Here is a 20,359-nt window from a genome sequence, read left to right as displayed (position 1 = left end):
TTTTATTAAATATATGTTGTTGGTTAGGATGGTTGAGGGATGGAAGCGAGCGCAAGGAGTATAGAACAGCAAGATGTGAATGTTAAAGAGATTAAGAGCAGACCGCTCGTTGCTTCTATTATTTTAATAGCAGGCACAATTTTGTTAGCTTTAAGTATGGCAGTTTCTATTTCGTTTGGTGCAGCAGATATTAGTTTAAAGACCGTTTGGCAAGCTGTATTTCAGTTTGATGGTTCCATAACGCACCATAACGTAATTCAAGAACTTCGCATGCCTAGAGCAATAGGGGGCGTAGTTGCAGGTGCTTTTTTAGCGGTATCAGGTGCAATTATGCAAGGTATGACACGAAATCCACTTGCATCTCCATCGTTAATGGGGATTACAGATGGTGCTGTATTCGGAATTGCAATTATGTATGCATTCTTCCCTAATTCACCTTATTTAATGTTTGTTATCGCATCTTTTATTGGAGCTGCGTTTGGAGCGAGCATTGTATATGGTATTGGGTCTTCTTCACCAGGTGGATTAACGCCTGTAAAATTAGCTTTAGCAGGTGCAGCAATTAGTGCTTTATTAGGGGCAATTTCATCTGGAATTGCATTGTATTTCAACCTTGCCCAAGAGGTAAGTATGTGGAATGCAGGCGGTGTTGCCGGAGTGAAATGGCAAAGTATTAATATGTTAGTACCGATTGGTCTTGTTTGTCTCATTATAGCAATTATGATGTCGAGATATATCACAATTTTAAGCTTTGGTGAAGAAATTGCGATTGGACTTGGTCAAAATACGACATTAATTAAATTTATCGGAACAGTACTTGTTCTTGTATTAACAGGTTCTGCGGTTTCTATGGCAGGATCAGTTGGATTTGTTGGACTTGTAATTCCGCATATGACTCGTTTCCTTGTAGGCTCAGATTATAGATGGGTTATTCCATGTTCTGCGGTCTTAGGTGGATTGCTAATTGAATGTGCAGATATGTTATCTCGCGTTATTAATCCACCATTTGAAACGCCAATTGGAGCAATTACAGCGCTAATTGGGGTGCCATTCTTCCTCTACTTAGCACGTAATGAAGGGAGAGGAAAGATGTGAGGACGAGCGTCTTAACAAAAAAGAACGTTTCTATTTTAACGATTTTAGTAGGATTAATTGTTGCTGTATTTTTAATAAGTTTAAATACAGGAACATTTAAAATTCCTCCAATAGATGTATTGAAGTCACTAGTTGGATTAGGTGCAGAAGATCAATCTGTTATTTTATTTGAATTTCGTATGCCGCGTATGGTTATTGCTATATTAGTTGGTTCTGCATTAGCTATGTCAGGTGCAATTTTGCAAGGGCTATCACGAAACCCACTTGCTGATCCAGGTATTATAGGTATTAACGCCGGAGCGGGATTAACAGTTGTTGTATTCGTCTACTTTTTCTTTGGAAAAGTTGGAACTGGTACATTTTTATCTGTATTTATCCTTCCATTCTTCGCGTTAGTTGGTGCGATATTAGCAGCGGTTATTATTTATTTACTAGCATGGAAAGACGGTGTTTCATCAACTCGATTAATTCTTGTTGGTATCGCTGTTGCAGCCGGATTTGGTGCGGTTAGTTTAATTTTCTCTATGAAGATGACATCTAACGACTTCCGTTTTGCAACGATTTGGTTGGCAGGAAGTTTATGGGGAACAGATTGGAAGTTCGTACTAAGTGTACTCCCATGGATGATTATTTTCTTACCACTTGCCATTAGTAAAGCGCACATATTAAATGTAATGAATTTAGGCGACTCTACAGCAGTTGGCCTTGGTGTAAACGTAGAAAAGGAAAGACGTAAATTATTATTTATTGCAGTTTGTTTAGCTGGTGCATCTGTTGCGGTGGCGGGAGGCATTGGTTTTATCGGTTTAATGGCTCCGCATTTAGCGAGACGCCTCGTTGGTGGTAAACATCAAATTATGTTACCAACGGCTGCATTAATAGGAACGTTCTTGCTTTTATTTGCAGATGTAATTTCAAGAAGTGTGTTACCAACTTCAGAAATACCGGTCGGTCTTGTTATTTCTGTAATTGGTGCACCATATTTCATATATTTACTTATGAGGACAAAATAAAGGGAGGCTTTTTGTATGGCAACTTTAGCAGTTGATGCGGTATCTGTTGGGTATAATGAAGGGTTAATTATAGATGGATTAACAGTTGAAATTCCGGAAGGACAAATTACAACGATTATTGGACCAAATGGTTGTGGGAAATCCACATTATTAAAAACGGCTTCTCGTATTTTGAAAGCAAAACGAGGTACTGTTTATCTTGATGGAAAAGCAATTGAGAAACAGCCAACGAAAGAAATCGCAAAGAAAATGGCGATTTTACCACAAACTGCAGAAGTGCCAACAGGCCTTACTGTGTTTGAACTTGTTTCATATGGACGTTTTCCTCATCAAAAAGGATTTGGAACATTGAAAGAAGAGGATTATCGCTACATTCATTGGGCACTTGAAGTGACGGGGATGACAGAATTCGCAAATCGTCCAGCAGAAGCTTTATCAGGTGGTCAACGTCAACGTGTATGGATTGCGATGGCTCTTGCACAAGGAACAGATTTACTTGTGTTAGATGAACCAACAACATACTTAGATATGGCTCATCAACTTGAAGTATTAAACTTACTGAAGAAATTAAACAAAGAAGAAGGCAGAACGATTGTTATGGTTATTCACGATTTAAATCATGCTTCTCGTTTCTCTGATCATATGATTGCATTAAAAGCAGGTAAGTTAATGAAACAAGGAACGCCAGATGAAGTTATGACGAGTGAAACACTTCGTAACGTATTTGAGATTGAAGCGCAAATCGTTCCATGTCCAGTAAACTGTAAACCAATTTGTTTAACATACGATTTAGCGATGATTAATAATCAATTGCGTAAAAAAGCATAATTAATAGAATTTCCCCCTCTTAAAGAGGTGAGAGGGGGAGTTCTAATGGACGTTGAGCTTCTTACCCACGGATGGGAAGTTGAACGCCCGTTAGAACGGGTTATAAACAACAATTAATAAATATATATTAATTAAATGTTGTTTTGTTTCTTATAGTTACATGCAAATTATAAGAGAAATACAGCTAGAAGGAGTCGGAATATGAAGAATTTTAAAATGGCACTATTAGCAATGGTACTAGTTGTTACTTCTGTACTATTTGCAGCTTGTTCTAACAAAGAAGAAGAAAAGAAAGCAGATGCGAAAACTGAAGAGCGCACTGTACAACACGCAAAAGGGGAAATTAAAATCCCTGCAAATCCAAAGAAAATTGCTGACCTTAGTGGTTCAACAGAAGAATTATTAATTTTCGGTATGAAACCGATTATTACTGCAAATACAACACAAGAAAAAATTGATTCACATATTGAGAAGAAATTGAAAGATGTAAAACCGGTTGGTTCTGCGTGGGGCGATAAAATTAACATCGAAGCAGTGGCTGCTGCAAAACCAGATTTAATTATTGTAAACAATCGTCAAGAAAAGATTTATGATCAATTATCTAAAATTGCACCAACAGTTATGTTAAAAACTCCATTAGACCAATGGCGTCCAAAATTCGAAGAAGTAGGTCAAATCTTCGGTAAAGAGAAAGAAACAAAAGAATGGTTCAAAAAGTATGATGAAAAAGCAAGCAAATTACATGACAAAATCGTTGCTAAAACTGGCGATGCAACATTCATGAAAATGGCTGCATATCCAAATGCATTCCGTGTATACGGTGACTACGGTTACGGTAGCGTAATCTTTGGTGATTTAAAATTACCAGCAGTTAAAGGTACACCAACTGATAAACCGTTAGTACAAATACAAAAAGAAGCTTTAATTGATTACAACCCAGATTACTTATTCGTATTTACAACTGGTGACGGTTCTCAGCGTCTAAAAGAATTCCAAGAAGAATCAATTTGGAAAAATATGAACGCTGTTAAAAACAACCATGTATTTACAATCAGTAATGAAGATGTAAACAAAGGATACTTCCCACTAGGTAAAGAAATGATCCTAGACGAAGTTACTGAGTTCATTTTAGGAAAATAATATATAAAGAAAAATCACCTTTGTTTTGGTAAAGGTGATTTTTCTTTATATAACAGGAATTAATATTTGGTAAAGGTGATTTTTCTTTATATAACAGGAATTAATATAGTCTTTCATTTCTTTCTGTTTCCTATATCGTTTATAATATATAGTAAGAATGCAGTAAAGAAAGGGGGATGTCGGAAAGTGGTATATTTAAACGACAAACTCAGCGAAACAAAAGTGTTTAAAGACCCAGTACATAAATATGTACACGTGCGTGATCGCGTTATTTGGGATTTAATCGGAACGAAAGAATTTCAACGCTTGCGCCGTATTAAGCAGCTTGGTACGACATTTTTTACATTTCACGGTGCAGAGCATAGTCGCTTTACTCATTCGTTAGGTGTATATGAAATTATTCGTCGTATGATTGATGATGTGTTTGATGGCAGACCGAACTGGAATGCTGAAGATAGATTGTTATGTTTATGTGCGTCATTACTTCATGATGTCGGTCACGGCCCATTTTCTCACTCGTTTGAAAAAGTATTTTCGTTAGATCATGAGAAATTTACGCAAAAGATTATCGTTGGTGATACGGAAATTAATCGTGTGTTAAGCCGTGTGGATAAGGATTTCCCGCAAAAGGTAGCAGATGTAATTGCGAAAACATCTACTAATAAATTAGCGATTAGTATGATTTCGAGCCAAATTGATGCCGATCGTATGGATTATTTATTAAGAGATGCATATTTTACTGGTGTAAAGTATGGGAACTTTGATATGGAACGTATACTGCGTGTCATGCGCCCGTACGGTAATCAAGTGGTCATTAAAAATAGTGGTATGCATGCTGTAGAGCATTATATTATGAGCCGTTATCAAATGTATTGGCAAGTATATTTTCATCCGGTAACACGTAGTGCAGAAGTAATTTTAACGAAGATTTTACACCGAGCTAAATCACTGCATGAGAAGTATTATGCGTTTAAAAATCATCCTGTTCATTTCTATTCTTTATTTGAAGAAGAAGTGACAGTAGAGGATTATTTAAAGTTAGACGAGAACGTAATGTATTATTACTTCCAAGTATGGCAAGAGGAAGAAGATCCGATTTTAAGTGACTTATGCCGTCGTTTTATGAATCGAAATCTATTTAAATATGTGGAGTTTACAGATAAGCACGGTTTAGATAATTGGATGGAGCTAAGTAGCTTATTTAAAAAGATTGGACTCGATCCAGAGTATTACTTAGTTGTGGATTCAACATCGGATTTACCGTATGACTTTTACCGCGCAGGAGAAGAAGAAGAGCGTCTGCCAATCTTACTTCTTATGCCGAACGGGGAACTTAGAGAGCTTTCGCGTGAATCGGATATTGTTGAGGCGATTACAGGTAAGAAGCGAACGGATCAAAAGCTATTCTATCCGCATGATTTAATCTATGAAGATGGAAGAAAAGGAAAATATAAAGAGAGAATTATCGAGTTGTTAGAAGGAAAGAAATAAGAAGCAGCAAAGAGCTGCTTCTTATGAAAAAACTTGAAATTATTTGTCGCTTAAGCGTTTTCCGCCAACTGCATAATGGTTTTTAGACATTTCTTCGATGAAAACAACGATGTTTTCTTCAGGAGCACCAGTTGTTTCGCTTACTGCTGCTGTTACTTTCTCAGCAAGAGCTTTCTTTTGTTCTTCTGTGCGTCCTTCTAGCATTTTCACTGTTACGTATGGCATGTATAATCGCTCCTTTTATGTAAGTTACACTCTTATTATAGCGGATTATGAGGAAGAACAATCGGAAAAACAAATAATTTCTTTTTTTGACATATGGAAGAGGAGATGAGTTATGGATCAGTTATTTAGATACCCATTGCAACAAATTCCATTGGTAGCAATGGCGATTATTATTGCGCTATCTGTGCATGAATTTGCACATGCGTATGTTGCATATAAATTTGGAGACGATACAGCGAAAAAGCAAGGACGTTTAACATTATCACCGATGGCTCATTTAGATCCTATCGGTATGATTGCTGTACTAATTCTTGGATTCGGTTGGGCAAGACCAGTACCTGTTAATCCGTATAACTTTAAAAGACCGCGTCTTGCGGGAATATTAGTTTCTATTGCGGGACCGATAAGTAATCTTATCTTAAGTGCAATAGGTTTAATTATTTGGTATAGCTTAATAACGTTTGGTGTGTTAGATGCGATGCCACTTGCAGTAGCAGATACGCTGGATCAATTTTTCCAAATTTTTATTATGCTTAATATTGTTTTACTTGTATTTAATTTATTACCAATCCCGCCACTTGATGGGTATCGCGTTGTGGAAGATTTAGCACCAGCAAATATTCGTGCGAAAATGACACAGTATGAAAAGTATGGATCAATTGCGTTATTAATTCTTGTTATTACACCGCTTAGCAATTACACAATTCAACCTATTTTCAATGTTGTTATTCCATATGTATTAGTATTTTTACAAAATATCATTGCGCCTATTTTCAGGCTTTTTTAATCATTAAGCGAGGAGGAGTTTACATATGACAGAGAAAAAGAAAAAAATCGGTTTTAATATCGTGAAAAATGATTCAACAGATGGACATGGTGGTTTTGGCGTTGGGGCATTAAGTTTAGAAAATATTTCTCCTGTATTTGTTGATGTATTAGAGAAAACTGCGTTCGTTGATATCGGTGCGATGCATGCGCGTAGTACAGTAGAAAAAGGAATTAAGTTTTTAACAAATAAAGATGAAGTTCCAAACGGAAAACCGTTTTGGCTTGTTTGGGTAACAATTGAAAGAACACCAAACGGTGCTTATTACGCAGGTGCAACAGCCTGTGAAATGACAGTTGATCGTGAAATTCGCCGCGGATATAAATCACTTCCAGAGCATGTAAATAAAATGGATAAATCCCTAAAGCGTCACATCATGATTGATCATATGGATGAATCATCTAAAAAAGTACTTGGTACATTCTTAAAAGAGCATAATGAAGCAATTTGGAACGAATCTAGTGAAGAATTGCGCCACGCATTATTAGGCGAATAAAAATAGCTGACGGATTTCCGTCAGCTATTTTTTTACCACGGGAGATATTTTTTCCACCAACCCGTCTTTTTCTTCTCTTCACTAACCTTTTCGAACTCTTCCTTATCATCAACGTGATCCATACAATACTCTGTTGGCTCTGTACCTTTTGCGAAATACATTTTCACAGAAATGGGACAATTTTTTGTAGCAATCTTACCGTTTTCAGGATTAACATCGACTGCAACAACATCTGCTGGTTGTTTAAACTCTTGTTTAGGCTGTCCATCTAATCCTTTTTCCATTGTATCGGTCCATATTTTTTTTGCGTATCCTTGTTCTGCTACGTTTGAAATGGATTTAGGTTGATCGTATCCAATCCAAACCCCTGTTACAAGTTGTGGGGTAAATCCAATCATCCAACTATCAGTTTCTGTAGAACCAGACTTTCCAGCATATGTTCTTGATAGTTTTGATAACATCGATTGACCGGTCACAGCGGCATAACTGCTTAGTTTTTTATTAAACATACCTGCCATCATTTCTTCCATCACAAAGGCTTTGCTTTTATCTAGAACTTGTTTACTTTCTAAATGAGCGTCGTATAGCATATTTCCTTCATGATCAACGATGCGCCTTATAAAGATTGGTTTTACTTCTTTCCCGCCGTTTGCAAACATGCTATAAGCATTGACCATTTCAATTGGTTTTACAGGAGATGTGCCGAGAGCAAGAGACGGAACATCTTTTAATGCGCTAGTAATACCGAATTGCTTCGCTGTTTTTGTAAGAATGTCTTCGCCTAAAAATAGATTTGTCTTCACAGCATATACGTTATCAGAAACAGCGAGTGCTTGTGCCATTGTCACAAAGTCGTCTGCATAATAGTTTTTATAATTTTTCGGTTTATATTTGGAAACACCGTCACCTAAAGTGAATACAGTATATTCGCTTTTTAAGCGCGTAGCAGGGGTGAATCCTCGTTCTAAGGCTGCGTAATATAGGAATGGCTTAAATGTAGAGCCGGGCTGACGAGCGGCTTGTGTAGCTCTGTTAAATTGACTCGTATTATAATCAGTTCCACCAACAAGGGCAGCCACTTCACCCGTTTTTGGATTCATAGAGACGAGGGCAGTTTGGATGTTTGTTGTTTCAGGTATATGATTTTTTACAGCTTGCTCTGCTACAGATTGTAATTTAGGGTCTAGCGTTGTATAAATACGTAAGCCACCTCGCTGTAAGGCTTGCTCATCTAATCCGATATCCCGAAGAAGAGAAGCTTGTACAGCATCTTGGAAATAAGGTGCGACCTCTGCAACTTTTTTCTTATCCAATGAAGCAAAAGTAAGTGTTTCCTTTTTTGCTGAGGTAGCTTGCTGTTTTGTAATATAACCTTGTTCTACCATTTCATCTAGTATGAGAGATTGACGCCCTTTAGCACGCTCCTCTTTTAAAAAGGGAGAGTAGAAGCTAGGTCCTTTCGGAATACCTGCGAGCATACTAGCTTCTGCTAATGTTAATTCTTTTGCAGTTTTATCGAAATACAGGCGAGAAGCAGCTTCGATTCCGTAAGCACCATGCCCGTAATAAATTGTATTTAAATATCCTTCTAAAATATGATTTTTATTATAGTTCACTTCAAGGCGAACGGTATACATTGCCTCTAATAGTTTACGCTTCCACGTTTTATCATGATCTAAGTATAGGTTACGAGCATACTGTTGTGTAATAGTACTAGCACCTTGTACTTTTGCCATTGCTTTTAAATCGGCAACAATGGCACCAACAATGCGCTTTATATCAAATCCATGATGTTTGTAGAATCGTTGATCTTCAATAGATAGTGTTGCCTCTTTTACATAAGGAGAAATTTCATCAAGAGATACATTATAGCGCTTTTGTGTTTCATTACTTTGTCCTATAACAGTGTCATCATTAGCGTAAAAGACACTCGTTTGCGGCACTGCAACAGGGGGAGGCCCCATAATTTTTGCAGCTATAATGATAATAAAAAAGGAAAAAACGAAAAAAAGAACACAAGAAAACATTACGGTGAAGAAAAGACGTTTATATTTTTTAAGTTTTGGATTCATAGTTTGATCCATCTTTTTCAGCCCCTCATTAATACAAGCATTATTGTATTAGTATTGAGGGTTTTCGTTTATTTTAAACAATGAAATTTTGAAAACAAAAAAGCCCCTTCAATTAAGAAAGGAGCTCAAAGGCACGTGCTGGCCAATCGGTAATGATGACATCTACACCATAGTCAATCATAGTTTGTAAATCTTTATATTCATTAATAGTGTAAGGACGAAAAACGTATCCTTGCCCCTGTGCTAATTGGACAAACTCTTTCGTTAATAATTGAAAGTTTGGATGTAATCCAGTCGCCTCGCGCCTTTTTGCTTCAGCAATAGGATCTGCAAGTGGTGTATCGTACAAAATCGCTCTTGGAATTTCTGGAGCAATTTCTGCTAATAATGAAACGGAATCGTGGTTAAATGATGAAAATACAATTTGATTGGATAGATGATATTCACGAACAAGAGCAACAACTTTTTCTTCAATATTTGGATAATGAAGAACATCTGTTTTTAATTCAATGTTAAGTTGTAAATTTGTTGTAGAGAGCCAAATAAATACTTCTCGTAATGTTGGGATTTTCGCCTCATGGAAAGAAGGATCTTTATGGCTACCAGCATCTAAAGCTTGTAATTCCTCTACAGTTTTCTCAGAAACAAGTCCCACGCCATTTGTTGTGCGGTCCACCGTTTCATCATGAATAACAACTAGTTCACCATCTTTTGATAGATGAACATCAAGTTCAATTCCGTGAGCCCCAATGCGTTCAGCCTCTTGGAAGGCAATCATCGTATTTTCTGGGTGTGTTCCTTTTACCCCGCGATGAGCGAAAATAAGTGGTTTATTCATGTGGAAATCTCCTTATCATCTCTTTTCTTTTATTATGAAACTGCTTTGAGAAAAATACAATTCATATGACAAACATTTACAAAAGTATAACAGTTGCACAAAAGTTAACGTTAACGTAAAATGTAATAATCGGTGAAGGGAGGAATACACATGTATAAAATCGATGAAGTAACAAAGCAAGTTGGTTTAACAAAGCGTACACTTCGTTATTATGAGGAAATTGGTTTAATTCATCCCCCAGAACGCAGTGAAGGGAATATTCGCCTGTATACAGACGAGGACATTGCGAGAATTAAAAGGATTGTGGAAGCGAAAGAAGTACTAGGAATTACGCTTCAACAAATGCAACATTTCTTATCGTTAAAAGAAAGAATGGAACAAAGAAGAAATAGTGAGAATCCGCGTGACCGTGAAGTGATTCAAGAAATTAAAGAGATGCTTGAAAAACAAGTGCAAACGTTAGACGAAAAAATGGAGCAAATGCAGCGTGTTAAGGCAGAGCTAGAGGATAGTTTAAGCCGTGCAGTTACATTTTTAGAGAATACAAAAGGAGAGTAATCAAAATGGAGAGCAAACAAAAATTAGGGAGATTGATTACAGTGGTGGCTACCTTCCTTGCCTTTTCAGGTATAGGAGTAGTCGACCCAATTTTACCAAGTATTGCTGAACAAATTGGTGCTTCGCATTGGCAAGTCGAGATGTTATTTACAGCATATATTTTAACGATGGCAATTATGATGTTACCAGCTGGAATATTTGCATCAAGATTTGGTGATAAACGAATGATGACGATCGGTCTTGCGATTGTAACTGTATTTGCATTTATATGTGGTATATCGCAAACGATTGCTCAATTATCTCTTTTCCGCGCGGGGTGGGGATTAGGAAATGCGATGTTCTTTGCAACGGCGATGACATTATTAATTGCATTAAGTAAAGAAGTTCATGAAGCAGTAGGATTATATGAAGCAGCTATCGGTTTAGGGATGGCAGGTGGCCCATTGTTAGGTGGTATATTAGGTGGACATTCTTGGCGTTACCCATTTTTTGCGACGAGTATTTTAATTTCTTTAGCATTTATTTTAGTTTTCTTTTTTGTAAAAGAACCGGAGCGAAAAGTGAAGCGTAAAGCAGCAGGCGTAGGAGAATTACTTAACCTGGTGAAGTATAAACCGTTTATGCAAGGTGCCATTTCCGGGATGTTATATTACTACGGATTTTTCGTCGTGTTAGCATATTCACCACTTATTATGCATTTATCTGCTATTCAATTAGGATTTGTATTTTGCGGATGGGGATTAGCATTAGCTTACGGATCAGCAATTTTAGCGCATAAGCTAGAAGGTAAATATGAACCAAAAACATTGTTAAAAGGTAGTTTACTTGTATTTGCGATTTTCTTAATTGCACTATTCTTCGTTAAAATCATGTGGTTACAAATCGTGTTAATCGTTCTATCAGGATTAGCATCAGGCTTAAATAACGCGTTATTTACAAGTTATGTAATGGATATTTCACCTTATGAAAGATCTGTTACATCAGGTGTTTATAACTTCGTTCGTTGGTTAGGGGGTGCGATTGCTCCAATTTTATCAGGAGTCATCGGTCATACAGTTTCACCACAAAGTCCGTTTTTAGTCGGTGGAATTGTCGTGTTAGTTGGTTGCGTAATGATCTTAATTCCGATTCGTAAACCGGTAGAAATAGAGACAAAAACCCTTTCTTAAGAAAGGGTTTTCTTTCCTATTACAGAGCAATCCCTTTTCACATATATGTTAGAACCCTCTGACTAAAATATATTTTCGGTATTTTTTTACTTTTAACTATACTTTTTGGATGTTTTGTTTTATTTTTGTTAGGGGACATTAATGATGTCCCTATTATAAATTTGCATTGAAAGGCGTGATTGTACGATGGAACTATGGTTCACTGAAAAACAAACAAAGCATTTTGGAATTACGGCGCGTATTAACCGCACATTACATACGGAGCAAACAGAATTCCAAAAACTTGATATGGTTGAAACGGAAGAGTTCGGAAACATGCTTATTTTAGATGGCATGGTTATGACAACAGAAAAGGACGAGTTCGTTTATCATGAAATGGTAGCGCACGTACCTTTATTTACACATCCAAACCCTGAAAACGTATTAGTAGTAGGCGGTGGCGATGGTGGTGTTATTCGTGAAGTATTAAAACACCCAAGCGTAAAGAAAGCAACTCTTGTTGAAATTGATGGAAAAGTAATTGAGTACTCTAAACAATACTTACCATCAATTGCAGGCGCATTAGATGATGAGCGTGTAGAAGTAAAAGTAGGAGACGGTTTCCTACACATCGCAGAAAGCGAAAACGAATATGACGTAATTATGGTAGATTCTACTGAGCCAGTAGGTCCAGCAGTAAACCTATTTACAAAAGGCTTCTACGCTGGAATTTCAAAAGCGTTAAAAGAAGATGGTATTTTCGTTGCCCAAACGGACAACCCTTGGTTTACACCAGAACTAATTACAACTGTGTTTAAAGACGTAAAAGAGATTTTCCCAATTACTCGTCTATACACAGCAAACATTCCGACGTATCCAAGTGGACTTTGGACGTTCACAATCGGATCTAAAAAACATGATCCATTAGAAGTAAGTGAAGAGCGTTTCCACGAAATCGAAACGAAATACTACACAAAAGAATTACACAATGCAGCATTCGCATTACCGAAATTTGTTGGCGATTTAATTAAGTAAGAGCGTTAAATTGAAATAAATAAAGTGTAAGTAACTCATTTAAGGTGTTTGTCTAGAAGGCTTGAACATGCTAGTTACTTACACTGCTACAAATGAAGTAGTCTTCTTGTGATAACAAGAAGGCCCAGGTAAATCGAGAAAGAGGAGCAATGCGCTCCAAATTTGAGAAATAGTGAAAGGTTGGGATACCTTAAGTTCCACATAAGGAGGAAAAGAATATGCGTTTTGATGAAGCTTATTCAGGTAAAGTATTTATTAAAAGTCATCCAAGTTTTGAAGAGTCAGAGGCAGTTATTTACGGGATGCCTATGGATTGGACAGTAAGTTTCCGTCCAGGATCTCGCTTTGGCCCTGCACGTATTCGTGAAGTATCAATCGGTCTTGAAGAATATAGTCCGTATTTAGATCGTGAACTAGAAGAGGTAAAATATTTTGATGCGGGTGATATCCCATTACCATTTGGGAATCCACAGCGCAGCATAGACATGATTGAAGAATATGTAACAAAACTATTAGATGCCGGTAAGTTTCCACTAGGTCTCGGCGGAGAGCACTTAGTGTCTTGGCCAATTTTTAAGGCAATGGCAAAAAAATATCCGGATTTAGCAATCATCCATATGGATGCTCATACTGACTTACGTGAGTCATATGAGGGAGAGCCTTTATCCCACTCTACACCAATTCGTAAAGTGTGCGATTTAATTGGTCCGGAAAACGTATATTCTTTCGGTATTCGTTCTGGAATGAAGGAAGAATTCGAATGGGCAAAAGAAGTAGGTATGAACTTATATAAATTTGACGTATTAGAACCGTTAAAGGAAGTATTACCGAAACTTGCAGGACGCCCAGTCTATGTCACAATCGACATCGACGTATTAGACCCAGCTCACGCTCCTGGAACAGGAACATTAGAAGCTGGAGGTATCACATCTAAAGAACTATTAGAGTCCATCGTAGCAATTGCAAATTCAAATATAAAAGTAGTCGGAGCAGACTTAGTAGAAGTAGCTCCAGTCTACGATCATAGTGATCAAACACCAATCGCAGCAAGCAAATTCGTGCGGGAAATGCTGCTCGGTTGGGTTAAATAAAAGCGTAGGCAGCTCGCTCAGAATCGCAGGTCATTGGAACGCTCGACCGAGAAGCGCTTTTGGCTTCGAACGAGAGTGTGAAATGGCCGGAGATTCTAGCTGCTGTAGCTAGATAAAGTAAAAGTGAAGCCGACTCAAAAAGTATTTTGAGCCGGCTTCTTTTATTAATAGGTAGGTTATTATTGTCTTATTTAGTAGTTAAGTCGATATCCTTTGTCGAAACGTCGATATATGCGGAGTTGTGTTCAATATAATTTCACTTACCGTCACGCGACATAAAAAAGAGCTATTCTCAAACGATGAGAATAGCTCCCTTTCTTTACGCAACTTTCTCTTCCGAAGTAATTCCGCGAATTTCATCAGCAGAACGGATTGGATATTTGCGGAACACAATAGAACCGACGTATCCAACAATAGTGGTAACGATTCCACATAATACGGCAGCAATCGTTACTTTTATTACATCATTAAATCCGAACAGTACGAGAAGTCCTGGAATTGGTGATGCTGTCCCTGGTGCATTATTAACGAGCTGGAATAGCGACGTAATAATACCGGCAAGCGCACCGCCAACAAAGTTTGTCATATAGATAGGAATTGGATTTGCTGAGACAACATCGGCCTGTGTTAACGGCTCGATTGCCACGGCGATTGTATCTTTCTTTGAACAGATTTTTAGTCGTTTAAAGAAAATGAAGTTCATTGGGGCAGAAGCTGCTACGGCAAGACTACCAATTGCCATTGGTAAACCAGTTAATCCAAGCATTGCAGTTAGTGCCATAGAACTTAATGGAGATGTAGAAATAACTGTTATTAATCCACCAAGCATAATACCCATAATGATAGGACTTTCTGTAGTTGCAACTGAAATCATAGAACCGATTTTACCAAGTGTTGCGTTAACGAGTGGATCCATAAGCATGGCCATTCCGCGTGAAATTGGTGCAGCGATAAATAGGATTGCTAAAAACTCTACACCAGCTGGTAATTTCTTTTCGAGAAACTTCACGACGAAGGCACAAACGTATCCAGCGAAAAATCCTGGTAAAATACCGAATCCGCTAGTAGCGATACCGATTAAAACAGCGTATACGGGTGAGACACCGATTGCTAATGCGACTAAAATTGCCGCTGCGACACCGCTCATGCTACCAGAAGCTACTCCTACTGATTGTAAAAAGTCATTATGAAACATTTCTCCACCAATATAACGGTGAAATGCTTCAATAAGAAAACTTGCGATTGCTGCATTAGCTAAAGCGCCCATTGCTTTCATTCCGTAAGGCGCACGGTAACTGAAAAGTGTAAATAGACAAAGTACAACAAGTAATAGTGCTAAACCTTGCAAGATAGCCATTTGAAAATTGTCTCCTTTGATTTTTGTAATAAAAATTTGTATCATTCAATAATAATATAAAAGTTTGTTAAACGGAAAAATTTTTTATTGGGAAATCGCTGTAAGGTGAAAAACTCTTACAATAATGTAAGGAAAGTGTAAGGCATTTCGATAGAGTATAGTATGCCTTTTTTCGTATAATACAGGTATAGACATACGGCTAGTGAGAAAGCAGTGCAAACAGGAGGCGCATTTATGAAATTGGTAATTAAAGTTTTAGCTGTGTTCGCCATTATTTTAGGTGGAACAGCATATTATTTAAACACGAAAACAGAAGGTGTGCATGCTTTTGTAGACAACTTCTTTTCAAATAAAGAAATACAAGATTATTATGCTGTTATAGATAAAAGTGAGAAAAAAGACGATGAATATTTGTATACATTTAAAGGGTATACAGAAGATGGAAAGCTACAAGTTATTAAAAGAATGGTGAACCGTGAATTGCATACGGGTGCTTTTATAAAAATTTATGCAAAAGGTATGCAGGGAAAAGGATGGGCTGAAATCTCGAAAGAATCAATCCCGCAAAAAGCGTTGCAAAAAATAGAAAAACCATAAAAGGAGCGAATCGTTCGCTCCTTTTTTAGTGCGTTAAAATGGTGATAGCTGAACTTTCTTTATTAGAAATGATTTTTGCCCTTCCGCCAATTGGGAAAGTAAAGATTGGAGTTGTATGTCCGAAACTGGCATTCGCAATAATAGGGATATGAGCAAGTTCAGGCTTTGAAGCAATCATTTCTTGAATGTCCTCTATCATACATTCTGTTCCTTTTTGCATTCTTCCTATAACGATGCCTTTTACGTATTCAAAATCAGTTTGCTGCATAAGAGAATGTAAATATCGATCGAAAGTTTTAAGTGTAGCTTTTCCCGTTAAACTATCTTCTTCAAGAAATAAAACTTTATTTCTTAAGCTTGGCATATATGGTGTACCTTGTAGTAAATTCAAAGTGCTCATATTTCCGCCGATAATATCCCCTGTAGCTTCTCCTTCTTGAATCGAAACATATCCTTCATTTTTAATAAATTCTCGATTTTCTTGATCCATATACCAAGAATCATCGCTCCATGTTTCAGATGGTAGGATTTCAATAGGTTCATGAGAAGTTAAGCACTTTAAAAAGTAATCGGTCGTATAATCGAGTCCTTTCTCCATTCCAAATGAAGAGAAGTGAGGACCTGAATATGTAACTAAGCCTGTTTTAGCATAAATCGCGTTACTTAAAGCGGTAATATCAGAATAACCGCAGAAAATTTTCGGATTTTCTCGAATTAAATCATAATTGAGATGTTTCAATAAACCATTAGAGTTGTATCCGCCAAGTGTCGTCAAAATGGCCTTTACATTAGGATCTCTAAATGCTTCGTGGAGGTCTTGAACTCGTGAAGAAATAGAAGAGGAAGCGAATCGATCTATCTCATCAGCATATTTTGAGAATGTAACTTGAAAGCCTATGTCGGTTAATCTTTTTATAGCAAGGTCTCTGTTTTCATTTGAGACAATACTTAAACTACAAGATGGTGAAATAACCCTTATTTCATCATCTTTTTTTAATTTTGTTAGTAGCACCAAATTCACCCCTTGAAATGAAAGAATATTTAGATTTAAAAAATATTTTAACATATGAAATAAAGTGAAGGTGAATTATTTTTTGAAAAGGAGTTTTCCTGATTTTTCAGCAGACAGACAGAGTCTTTTTTTGATATGATAGGAAAAGTGATTTATTATAAGTAGTATTTAATATCTATAACATTTGAAGGGTGTGCAAGACGTGAAGAAACAACTTGCAGGCTTGCCGGTACACGTTCATTTCGTAACAGAAATCCGTGAAGGGGCGAGGAAGGAAACCGTTGCTTTTGAAGCAAATGGTCAATACTATGTAAAAGGTCAAGGTACATATATAACATTCCAAGAGCCGAACGAACAAGGCGAAGTGAAAACAATTATTAAAATTCAAGATGAACAAGTTCTCATTATGCGTTCAGGTGCTATTTCTATGCGTCAGACGCATGTGAAAGGTGAATGGACAACTGGTACGTATACGAGTGAACTTGGTACGTTTGCATTGCAAACGAAAACTGATAACGTTCTTTTTAAATGGTCGGATGAAAAGAAAAAAGGACAACTCTTCTTAACGTACGCATTGCTTCTAAGTGAACAAGAAGCTGGCAGATATACAATTACACTTAATTTGAAGGAGGCAAAATAATGAATTCTTTAGAACAAGTAAAAGGATTGATTAAAGAAGAAATTCAAGCTGCTGTATTAAAGGCAGAACTAGCGACAGAAGAACAAATTCCAAACGTTGTATTAGAATCTCCAAAAGATAAAACAAATGGTGACTTCTCTACAAATATGGCAATGCAACTTGCACGCGTTGCGAAAAAAGCACCTCGTATGATTGCAGAAGAATTAGTTGCAAACTTCGATAAAGCAAAAGCTTCTATTGAAAAAATTGAAATCGCTGGTCCTGGTTTCATTAACTTCTACATGGATAATAGCTACTTAACAGACTTAATCCCAACAATCGTCAACGCTGGTGAAGCATACGGTGAAACGAATACTGGTAAAGGTGAAAAAGTACAAATTGAGTTCGTATCTGCGAATCCAACAGGCGATCTTCACTTAGGACATGCACGTGGTGCGGCAGTAGGTGACACTTTATGTAACGTATTAGCAAAAGCAGGATATGATGTATCTCGTGAGTACTACATTAATGATGCTGGTAACCAAATTCATAACTTAGCTCTTTCTGTTGAAGCTCGTTACATGCAAGCTTTAGGTTTAGAGAAAGAAATGCCAGAAGACGGTTACCATGGTGCGGACATCATTGGAATTGGTAAACGCTTAGCTGAAGAGTTTGGCGATCGTTATGCAAAAGCTGATGCAGAAGAAAGCTATGAATTCTATCGTTCATACGGTTTAAAATATGAGTTAGCAAAACTTCAAAAAGATTTAGCAAGCTTCCGTGTTAACTTCGATGTGTGGTTCTCAGAAACATCATTATACAAAAACGGAAAAATTGATCAGGCTCTTGCTGTATTAAAAGAGCGTGACGAAATCTTTGAAGAAGGCGGAGCAACTTGGTTCCGTTCAATGACTTACGGTGACGACAAAAACCGTGTATTAATTAAAAATGACGGTTCTTACACATACTTAACGCCAGATATCGCTTATCACCGTGATAAATTAGAGCGTGGTTTCGATAAGCTAATCAACATTTGGGGTGCTGACCACCACGGTTACATTCCTCGTATGAAAGCTGCTATTCAAGCACTAGGTTACGATAAAGAAACACTTGAAGTAGAAATCATCCAAATGGTACAACTGTACCAAAATGGTGAAAAAATGAAAATGAGTAAGCGTACAGGTAAAGCAGTTACACTTCGTGAGCTTATGGAAGAAGTAGGCGTGGACGCAATGCGATACTTCTTCGCAATGCGTAGCGGTGATTCTCATTTAGACTTCGATATGGACTTAGCTGTATCAAAATCTAATGAAAACCCAGTATACTATGCACAATATGCACATGCTCGTGTATGCAGTATCCTTCGTCAAGGTGAAGAGTTAGGATTAGCTACAGGCGGAGACGTAAATTACAAACTTGTTACTTCTGAGAAAGAAGTAGAGTTACTGAAAAAACTTGGTGAATTCCCAGCTGTAGTTGCGGATGCAGCGCAAAAACGTCTGCCACACCGCATTACAAGCTATGCATTTGAATTAGCTGCAGCATTACACAGCTTCTACAATGCAGAAAAAGTATTAAACCAAGATAACTTAGAATTAAGTAAAGCTCGTTACGAATTAATGAAAGCAGTACGCACGACACTTCAAAATGCATTAGCAATCGTAGGAGTATCTGCACCAGAAAAAATGTAATAAAGAAAAGATGTCTATTTTTGTTTAGAATTGATATACAAGTTGATATATAAACTTCTGATCAGTCTATAGACTGATCAGAAGTCAAAGAAAGAAGAGCACCGAAAAGTCGTGTGGCTTGATAAGGGAAAGTTGAAACAGAAAAAGAGATGGCAAAGCTATCTCTTTTTCTGTGCCAATTTTCTAATCTAAATACATGTGACAAATATATGTTATGGTAATGGAGTGAAAATAGTAAAATACCAATTAACTATTGATTTTTAGGAACGATTCTAGAATAATAGACTGTTGGGGGTAAGATTATCAAAAATCCATATATGTATTATTAGTTGGTGGAATGTTACTAGAAAATGGTGTGATTGTTGTAAAAAACATTGTTACAGCTATGCCAAATACTAAAAGAACAATTCATCTAACCAAGTATTTAAACAATTAGTAATTAATCTTGAAAACTTCCAACTTAGTCAAGAAACTAGGGGTGGTATGTTTAAAATAGTACATATAGTACAATTAAAGGTTTCATGATTTGATAAAAAATAATGAAAGGATATAAATTTCTCGGTTTTGATATTATCATCATATATAAGCTCATTTTAATTCTTCGACATAGCCATGGAACCCATTAGGAAAAGGGTTTTTTCTCGACACTCATTTATATACTCCAAAAATGAAAAGGCTGAATTTCGTATTTCTATACGATTTACATGAAATCAGTTGACAATCATACTCTTTTTTAGTTACCCCCAAATTCGGTCCACTGTATTCAAATTTGGAGAATATGACTATCATCTTGCATAGGCAAACAATACTTCATCCAGAGCGTTTTTAATTATATAATGCTGGCGGTGGAACGCTTCTTGTTCTACTTGTTTCGGTGTGTAGGTCGGCTGTGTAACTAAACACAAAATGTTTTAACATATGGCCAATTTCACCTCAACTCATAATGGCAGAAAATGCATCTTCAATAACATCTTTTAGAATACGAGTATCCTAGCATGTTTCACAGTCGTAACCTTCTTCGGCTGATATGCTAAATTCGATTATAGATTGTACTTCTTGTTATTCTTTATGAGGATAAGTAAGGAAGTTGACCAAATGCATATTTACTGTGAAGTAGCTCTTCCATACTTGTCGACAATGAAATTTTCGCATTTATAGAGCAAACGTTTGCGTTGGTATGGAGAAATTTCGGAAACTCTACAGCATAATAAGACAATGACCGTCATG

19 protein-coding genes are annotated in these 20,359 nt (G+C 36.9%); 14 read left to right on the top strand and 5 right to left on the bottom strand.

Annotated elements, in window-relative coordinates:
* Nucleotides 1–39: 39 nt before the first annotated feature.
* The 5 genes from DN408_RS06660 (at nucleotide 40) to DN408_RS06640 (ending at nucleotide 5,567) form a co-directional block, all read left to right on the top strand.
* Nucleotides 40–1,095, top strand: a complete 1,056-nt coding sequence (locus tag DN408_RS06660) for a FecCD family ABC transporter permease (RefSeq protein WP_000388282.1) — start codon at nucleotides 40–42, stop codon at nucleotides 1,093–1,095.
* Nucleotides 1,092–2,108 (top strand): FecCD family ABC transporter permease, encoded by a 1,017-nt coding sequence (locus tag DN408_RS06655; protein ID WP_002130107.1) that lies wholly within the window; start codon nucleotides 1,092–1,094, stop codon nucleotides 2,106–2,108. Before DN408_RS06660 ends, DN408_RS06655 begins: the two co-directional genes overlap by 4 nt.
* Nucleotides 2,109–2,123: 15 nt before the next feature.
* Nucleotides 2,124–2,936, top strand: coding sequence for an ABC transporter ATP-binding protein (locus DN408_RS06650; RefSeq protein WP_000212073.1), 813 nt, complete (start codon nucleotides 2,124–2,126; stop codon nucleotides 2,934–2,936).
* Between the two features lie 201 nt (nucleotides 2,937–3,137).
* Nucleotides 3,138–4,076, top strand: coding sequence for an ABC transporter substrate-binding protein (locus tag DN408_RS06645; protein WP_002138981.1), 939 nt, complete (start codon nucleotides 3,138–3,140; stop codon nucleotides 4,074–4,076).
* Nucleotides 4,077–4,262: 186 nt separating this feature from the next.
* Nucleotides 4,263–5,567, top strand: coding sequence for an HD domain-containing protein (locus DN408_RS06640; protein WP_002130105.1), 1,305 nt, complete (start codon nucleotides 4,263–4,265; stop codon nucleotides 5,565–5,567).
* A gap of 39 nt (nucleotides 5,568–5,606) precedes the next feature.
* Here the strand turns inward: DN408_RS06640 and DN408_RS06635 are convergent, their stop codons facing one another.
* Complete coding sequence (locus tag DN408_RS06635) at nucleotides 5,607–5,792, bottom strand: 2-hydroxymuconate tautomerase (RefSeq protein WP_001147171.1); 186 nt, start codon at nucleotides 5,790–5,792, stop codon at nucleotides 5,607–5,609.
* 112 nt (nucleotides 5,793–5,904) lie between these two features.
* Here DN408_RS06635 and DN408_RS06630 point away from each other — a divergent pair, with 112 nt between their 5' ends.
* Nucleotides 5,905–6,579, top strand: a complete 675-nt coding sequence (locus DN408_RS06630) for a site-2 protease family protein (protein WP_002016358.1) — start codon at nucleotides 5,905–5,907, stop codon at nucleotides 6,577–6,579.
* Nucleotides 6,580–6,604: 25 nt separating this feature from the next.
* Nucleotides 6,605–7,114 (top strand): YwhD family protein, encoded by a 510-nt coding sequence (locus tag DN408_RS06625; protein ID WP_002016357.1) that lies wholly within the window; start codon nucleotides 6,605–6,607, stop codon nucleotides 7,112–7,114.
* Nucleotides 7,115–7,146: 32 nt separating this feature from the next.
* Here DN408_RS06625 and DN408_RS06620 read toward each other — a convergent pair whose 3' ends face one another.
* Together DN408_RS06620 and DN408_RS06615 are read right to left on the bottom strand one after the other, a co-directional pair.
* The gene (locus tag DN408_RS06620; protein WP_147740015.1) at nucleotides 7,147–9,198 is read right to left on the bottom strand and encodes a transglycosylase domain-containing protein; all 2,052 of its coding nucleotides are present in this window, start codon (nucleotides 9,196–9,198) and stop codon (nucleotides 7,147–7,149) included.
* A gap of 100 nt (nucleotides 9,199–9,298) precedes the next feature.
* Nucleotides 9,299–10,024 (bottom strand): glycerophosphodiester phosphodiesterase, encoded by a 726-nt coding sequence (locus tag DN408_RS06615; protein WP_002068526.1) that lies wholly within the window; start codon nucleotides 10,022–10,024, stop codon nucleotides 9,299–9,301.
* Between the two features lie 150 nt (nucleotides 10,025–10,174).
* Between DN408_RS06615 and DN408_RS06610 the strand changes: the two genes are divergently transcribed.
* The 4 genes from DN408_RS06610 (at nucleotide 10,175) to speB (ending at nucleotide 13,856) form a co-directional block, all read left to right on the top strand.
* On the top strand, nucleotides 10,175–10,582 hold the full coding sequence (locus tag DN408_RS06610; protein WP_078421782.1) for a MerR family transcriptional regulator: 408 nt from the start codon (nucleotides 10,175–10,177) through the stop codon (nucleotides 10,580–10,582).
* Nucleotides 10,583–10,587: 5 nt separating this feature from the next.
* Complete coding sequence (locus tag DN408_RS06605; RefSeq protein WP_002016352.1) at nucleotides 10,588–11,751, top strand: MFS transporter; 1,164 nt, start codon at nucleotides 10,588–10,590, stop codon at nucleotides 11,749–11,751.
* Nucleotides 11,752–11,937: 186 nt separating this feature from the next.
* Nucleotides 11,938–12,765, top strand: a complete 828-nt coding sequence (gene speE, locus DN408_RS06600; RefSeq protein ID WP_000424693.1) for a polyamine aminopropyltransferase — start codon at nucleotides 11,938–11,940, stop codon at nucleotides 12,763–12,765.
* Nucleotides 12,766–12,983: 218 nt separating this feature from the next.
* The gene (speB, locus tag DN408_RS06595; protein ID WP_002016350.1) at nucleotides 12,984–13,856 is read left to right on the top strand and encodes an agmatinase; all 873 of its coding nucleotides are present in this window, start codon (nucleotides 12,984–12,986) and stop codon (nucleotides 13,854–13,856) included.
* A 319-nt stretch (nucleotides 13,857–14,175) separates the two neighbouring features.
* Here the strand turns inward: speB and DN408_RS06590 are convergent, their stop codons facing one another.
* Nucleotides 14,176–15,213, bottom strand: coding sequence for a PTS sugar transporter subunit IIC (locus DN408_RS06590; protein ID WP_002130098.1), 1,038 nt, complete (start codon nucleotides 15,211–15,213; stop codon nucleotides 14,176–14,178).
* A gap of 234 nt (nucleotides 15,214–15,447) precedes the next feature.
* On the opposite strand from DN408_RS06590, the gene DN408_RS06585 reads away from it, so the two are divergent.
* The gene (locus tag DN408_RS06585; RefSeq protein ID WP_002130097.1) at nucleotides 15,448–15,810 is read left to right on the top strand and encodes a YxeA family protein; all 363 of its coding nucleotides are present in this window, start codon (nucleotides 15,448–15,450) and stop codon (nucleotides 15,808–15,810) included.
* 25 nt (nucleotides 15,811–15,835) lie between these two features.
* Here the strand turns inward: DN408_RS06585 and DN408_RS06580 are convergent, their stop codons facing one another.
* Nucleotides 15,836–16,876 carry a S66 family peptidase gene (locus DN408_RS06580; RefSeq protein WP_078178089.1) on the bottom strand — a complete coding sequence of 347 codons (1,041 nt, stop codon included), beginning with the start codon at nucleotides 16,874–16,876 and terminating at the stop codon, nucleotides 15,836–15,838.
* Nucleotides 16,877–17,024: 148 nt separating this feature from the next.
* On the opposite strand from DN408_RS06580, the gene DN408_RS06575 reads away from it, so the two are divergent.
* Together DN408_RS06575 and argS are read left to right on the top strand one after the other, a co-directional pair.
* Nucleotides 17,025–17,462, top strand: a complete 438-nt coding sequence (locus DN408_RS06575) for a YwiB family protein (protein ID WP_002089794.1) — start codon at nucleotides 17,025–17,027, stop codon at nucleotides 17,460–17,462.
* Entirely contained in the window at nucleotides 17,462–19,132 is a 1,671-nt protein-coding gene (gene argS, locus DN408_RS06570) for an arginine--tRNA ligase (protein ID WP_002016342.1), read from the top strand. Before DN408_RS06575 ends, argS begins: the two co-directional genes overlap by 1 nt.
* Nucleotides 19,133–20,359 lie beyond the last annotated feature (1,227 nt).

Origin of the sequence: Bacillus sp. AR13-1 (assembly GCF_008042285.1) — a bacterium.
Lineage (GTDB): Bacteria > Bacillota > Bacilli > Bacillales > Bacillaceae_G > Bacillus_A > Bacillus_A mycoides.
The sequence above is the reverse complement of the archived record's forward strand: the minus strand, read 5'-3'. Positions and strand labels throughout refer to the sequence as shown.

Bases quoted from the DNA above. Each gene is read 5' to 3' on its own strand.
- DN408_RS06660 (WP_000388282.1), top strand. From the start codon at position 40: ATGGAAGCGAGCGCAAGGAGTATAGAACAGCAAGATGTGAATGTTAAA.
- DN408_RS06650 (WP_000212073.1), top strand. From the start codon at position 2,124: ATGGCAACTTTAGCAGTTGATGCGGTATCTGTTGGGTATAATGAAGGG.
- DN408_RS06645 (WP_002138981.1), top strand. From the start codon at position 3,138: ATGAAGAATTTTAAAATGGCACTATTAGCAATGGTACTAGTTGTTACT.
- DN408_RS06635 (WP_001147171.1), bottom strand. From the start codon at position 5,792: ATGCCATACGTAACAGTGAAAATGCTAGAAGGACGCACAGAAGAACAA.
- DN408_RS06630 (WP_002016358.1), top strand. From the start codon at position 5,905: ATGGATCAGTTATTTAGATACCCATTGCAACAAATTCCATTGGTAGCA.
- DN408_RS06625 (WP_002016357.1), top strand. From the start codon at position 6,605: ATGACAGAGAAAAAGAAAAAAATCGGTTTTAATATCGTGAAAAATGAT.
- DN408_RS06620 (WP_147740015.1), bottom strand. From the start codon at position 9,198: ATGGATCAAACTATGAATCCAAAACTTAAAAAATATAAACGTCTTTTC.
- DN408_RS06615 (WP_002068526.1), bottom strand. From the start codon at position 10,024: ATGAATAAACCACTTATTTTCGCTCATCGCGGGGTAAAAGGAACACAC.
- DN408_RS06610 (WP_078421782.1), top strand. From the start codon at position 10,175: ATGTATAAAATCGATGAAGTAACAAAGCAAGTTGGTTTAACAAAGCGT.
- DN408_RS06605 (WP_002016352.1), top strand. From the start codon at position 10,588: ATGGAGAGCAAACAAAAATTAGGGAGATTGATTACAGTGGTGGCTACC.
- speE (WP_000424693.1), top strand. From the start codon at position 11,938: ATGGAACTATGGTTCACTGAAAAACAAACAAAGCATTTTGGAATTACG.
- speB (WP_002016350.1), top strand. From the start codon at position 12,984: ATGCGTTTTGATGAAGCTTATTCAGGTAAAGTATTTATTAAAAGTCAT.
- DN408_RS06590 (WP_002130098.1), bottom strand. From the start codon at position 15,213: ATGGCTATCTTGCAAGGTTTAGCACTATTACTTGTTGTACTTTGTCTA.
- DN408_RS06585 (WP_002130097.1), top strand. From the start codon at position 15,448: ATGAAATTGGTAATTAAAGTTTTAGCTGTGTTCGCCATTATTTTAGGT.
- DN408_RS06580 (WP_078178089.1), bottom strand. From the start codon at position 16,876: ATGTTAAAATATTTTTTAAATCTAAATATTCTTTCATTTCAAGGGGTG.
- argS (WP_002016342.1), top strand. From the start codon at position 17,462: ATGAATTCTTTAGAACAAGTAAAAGGATTGATTAAAGAAGAAATTCAA.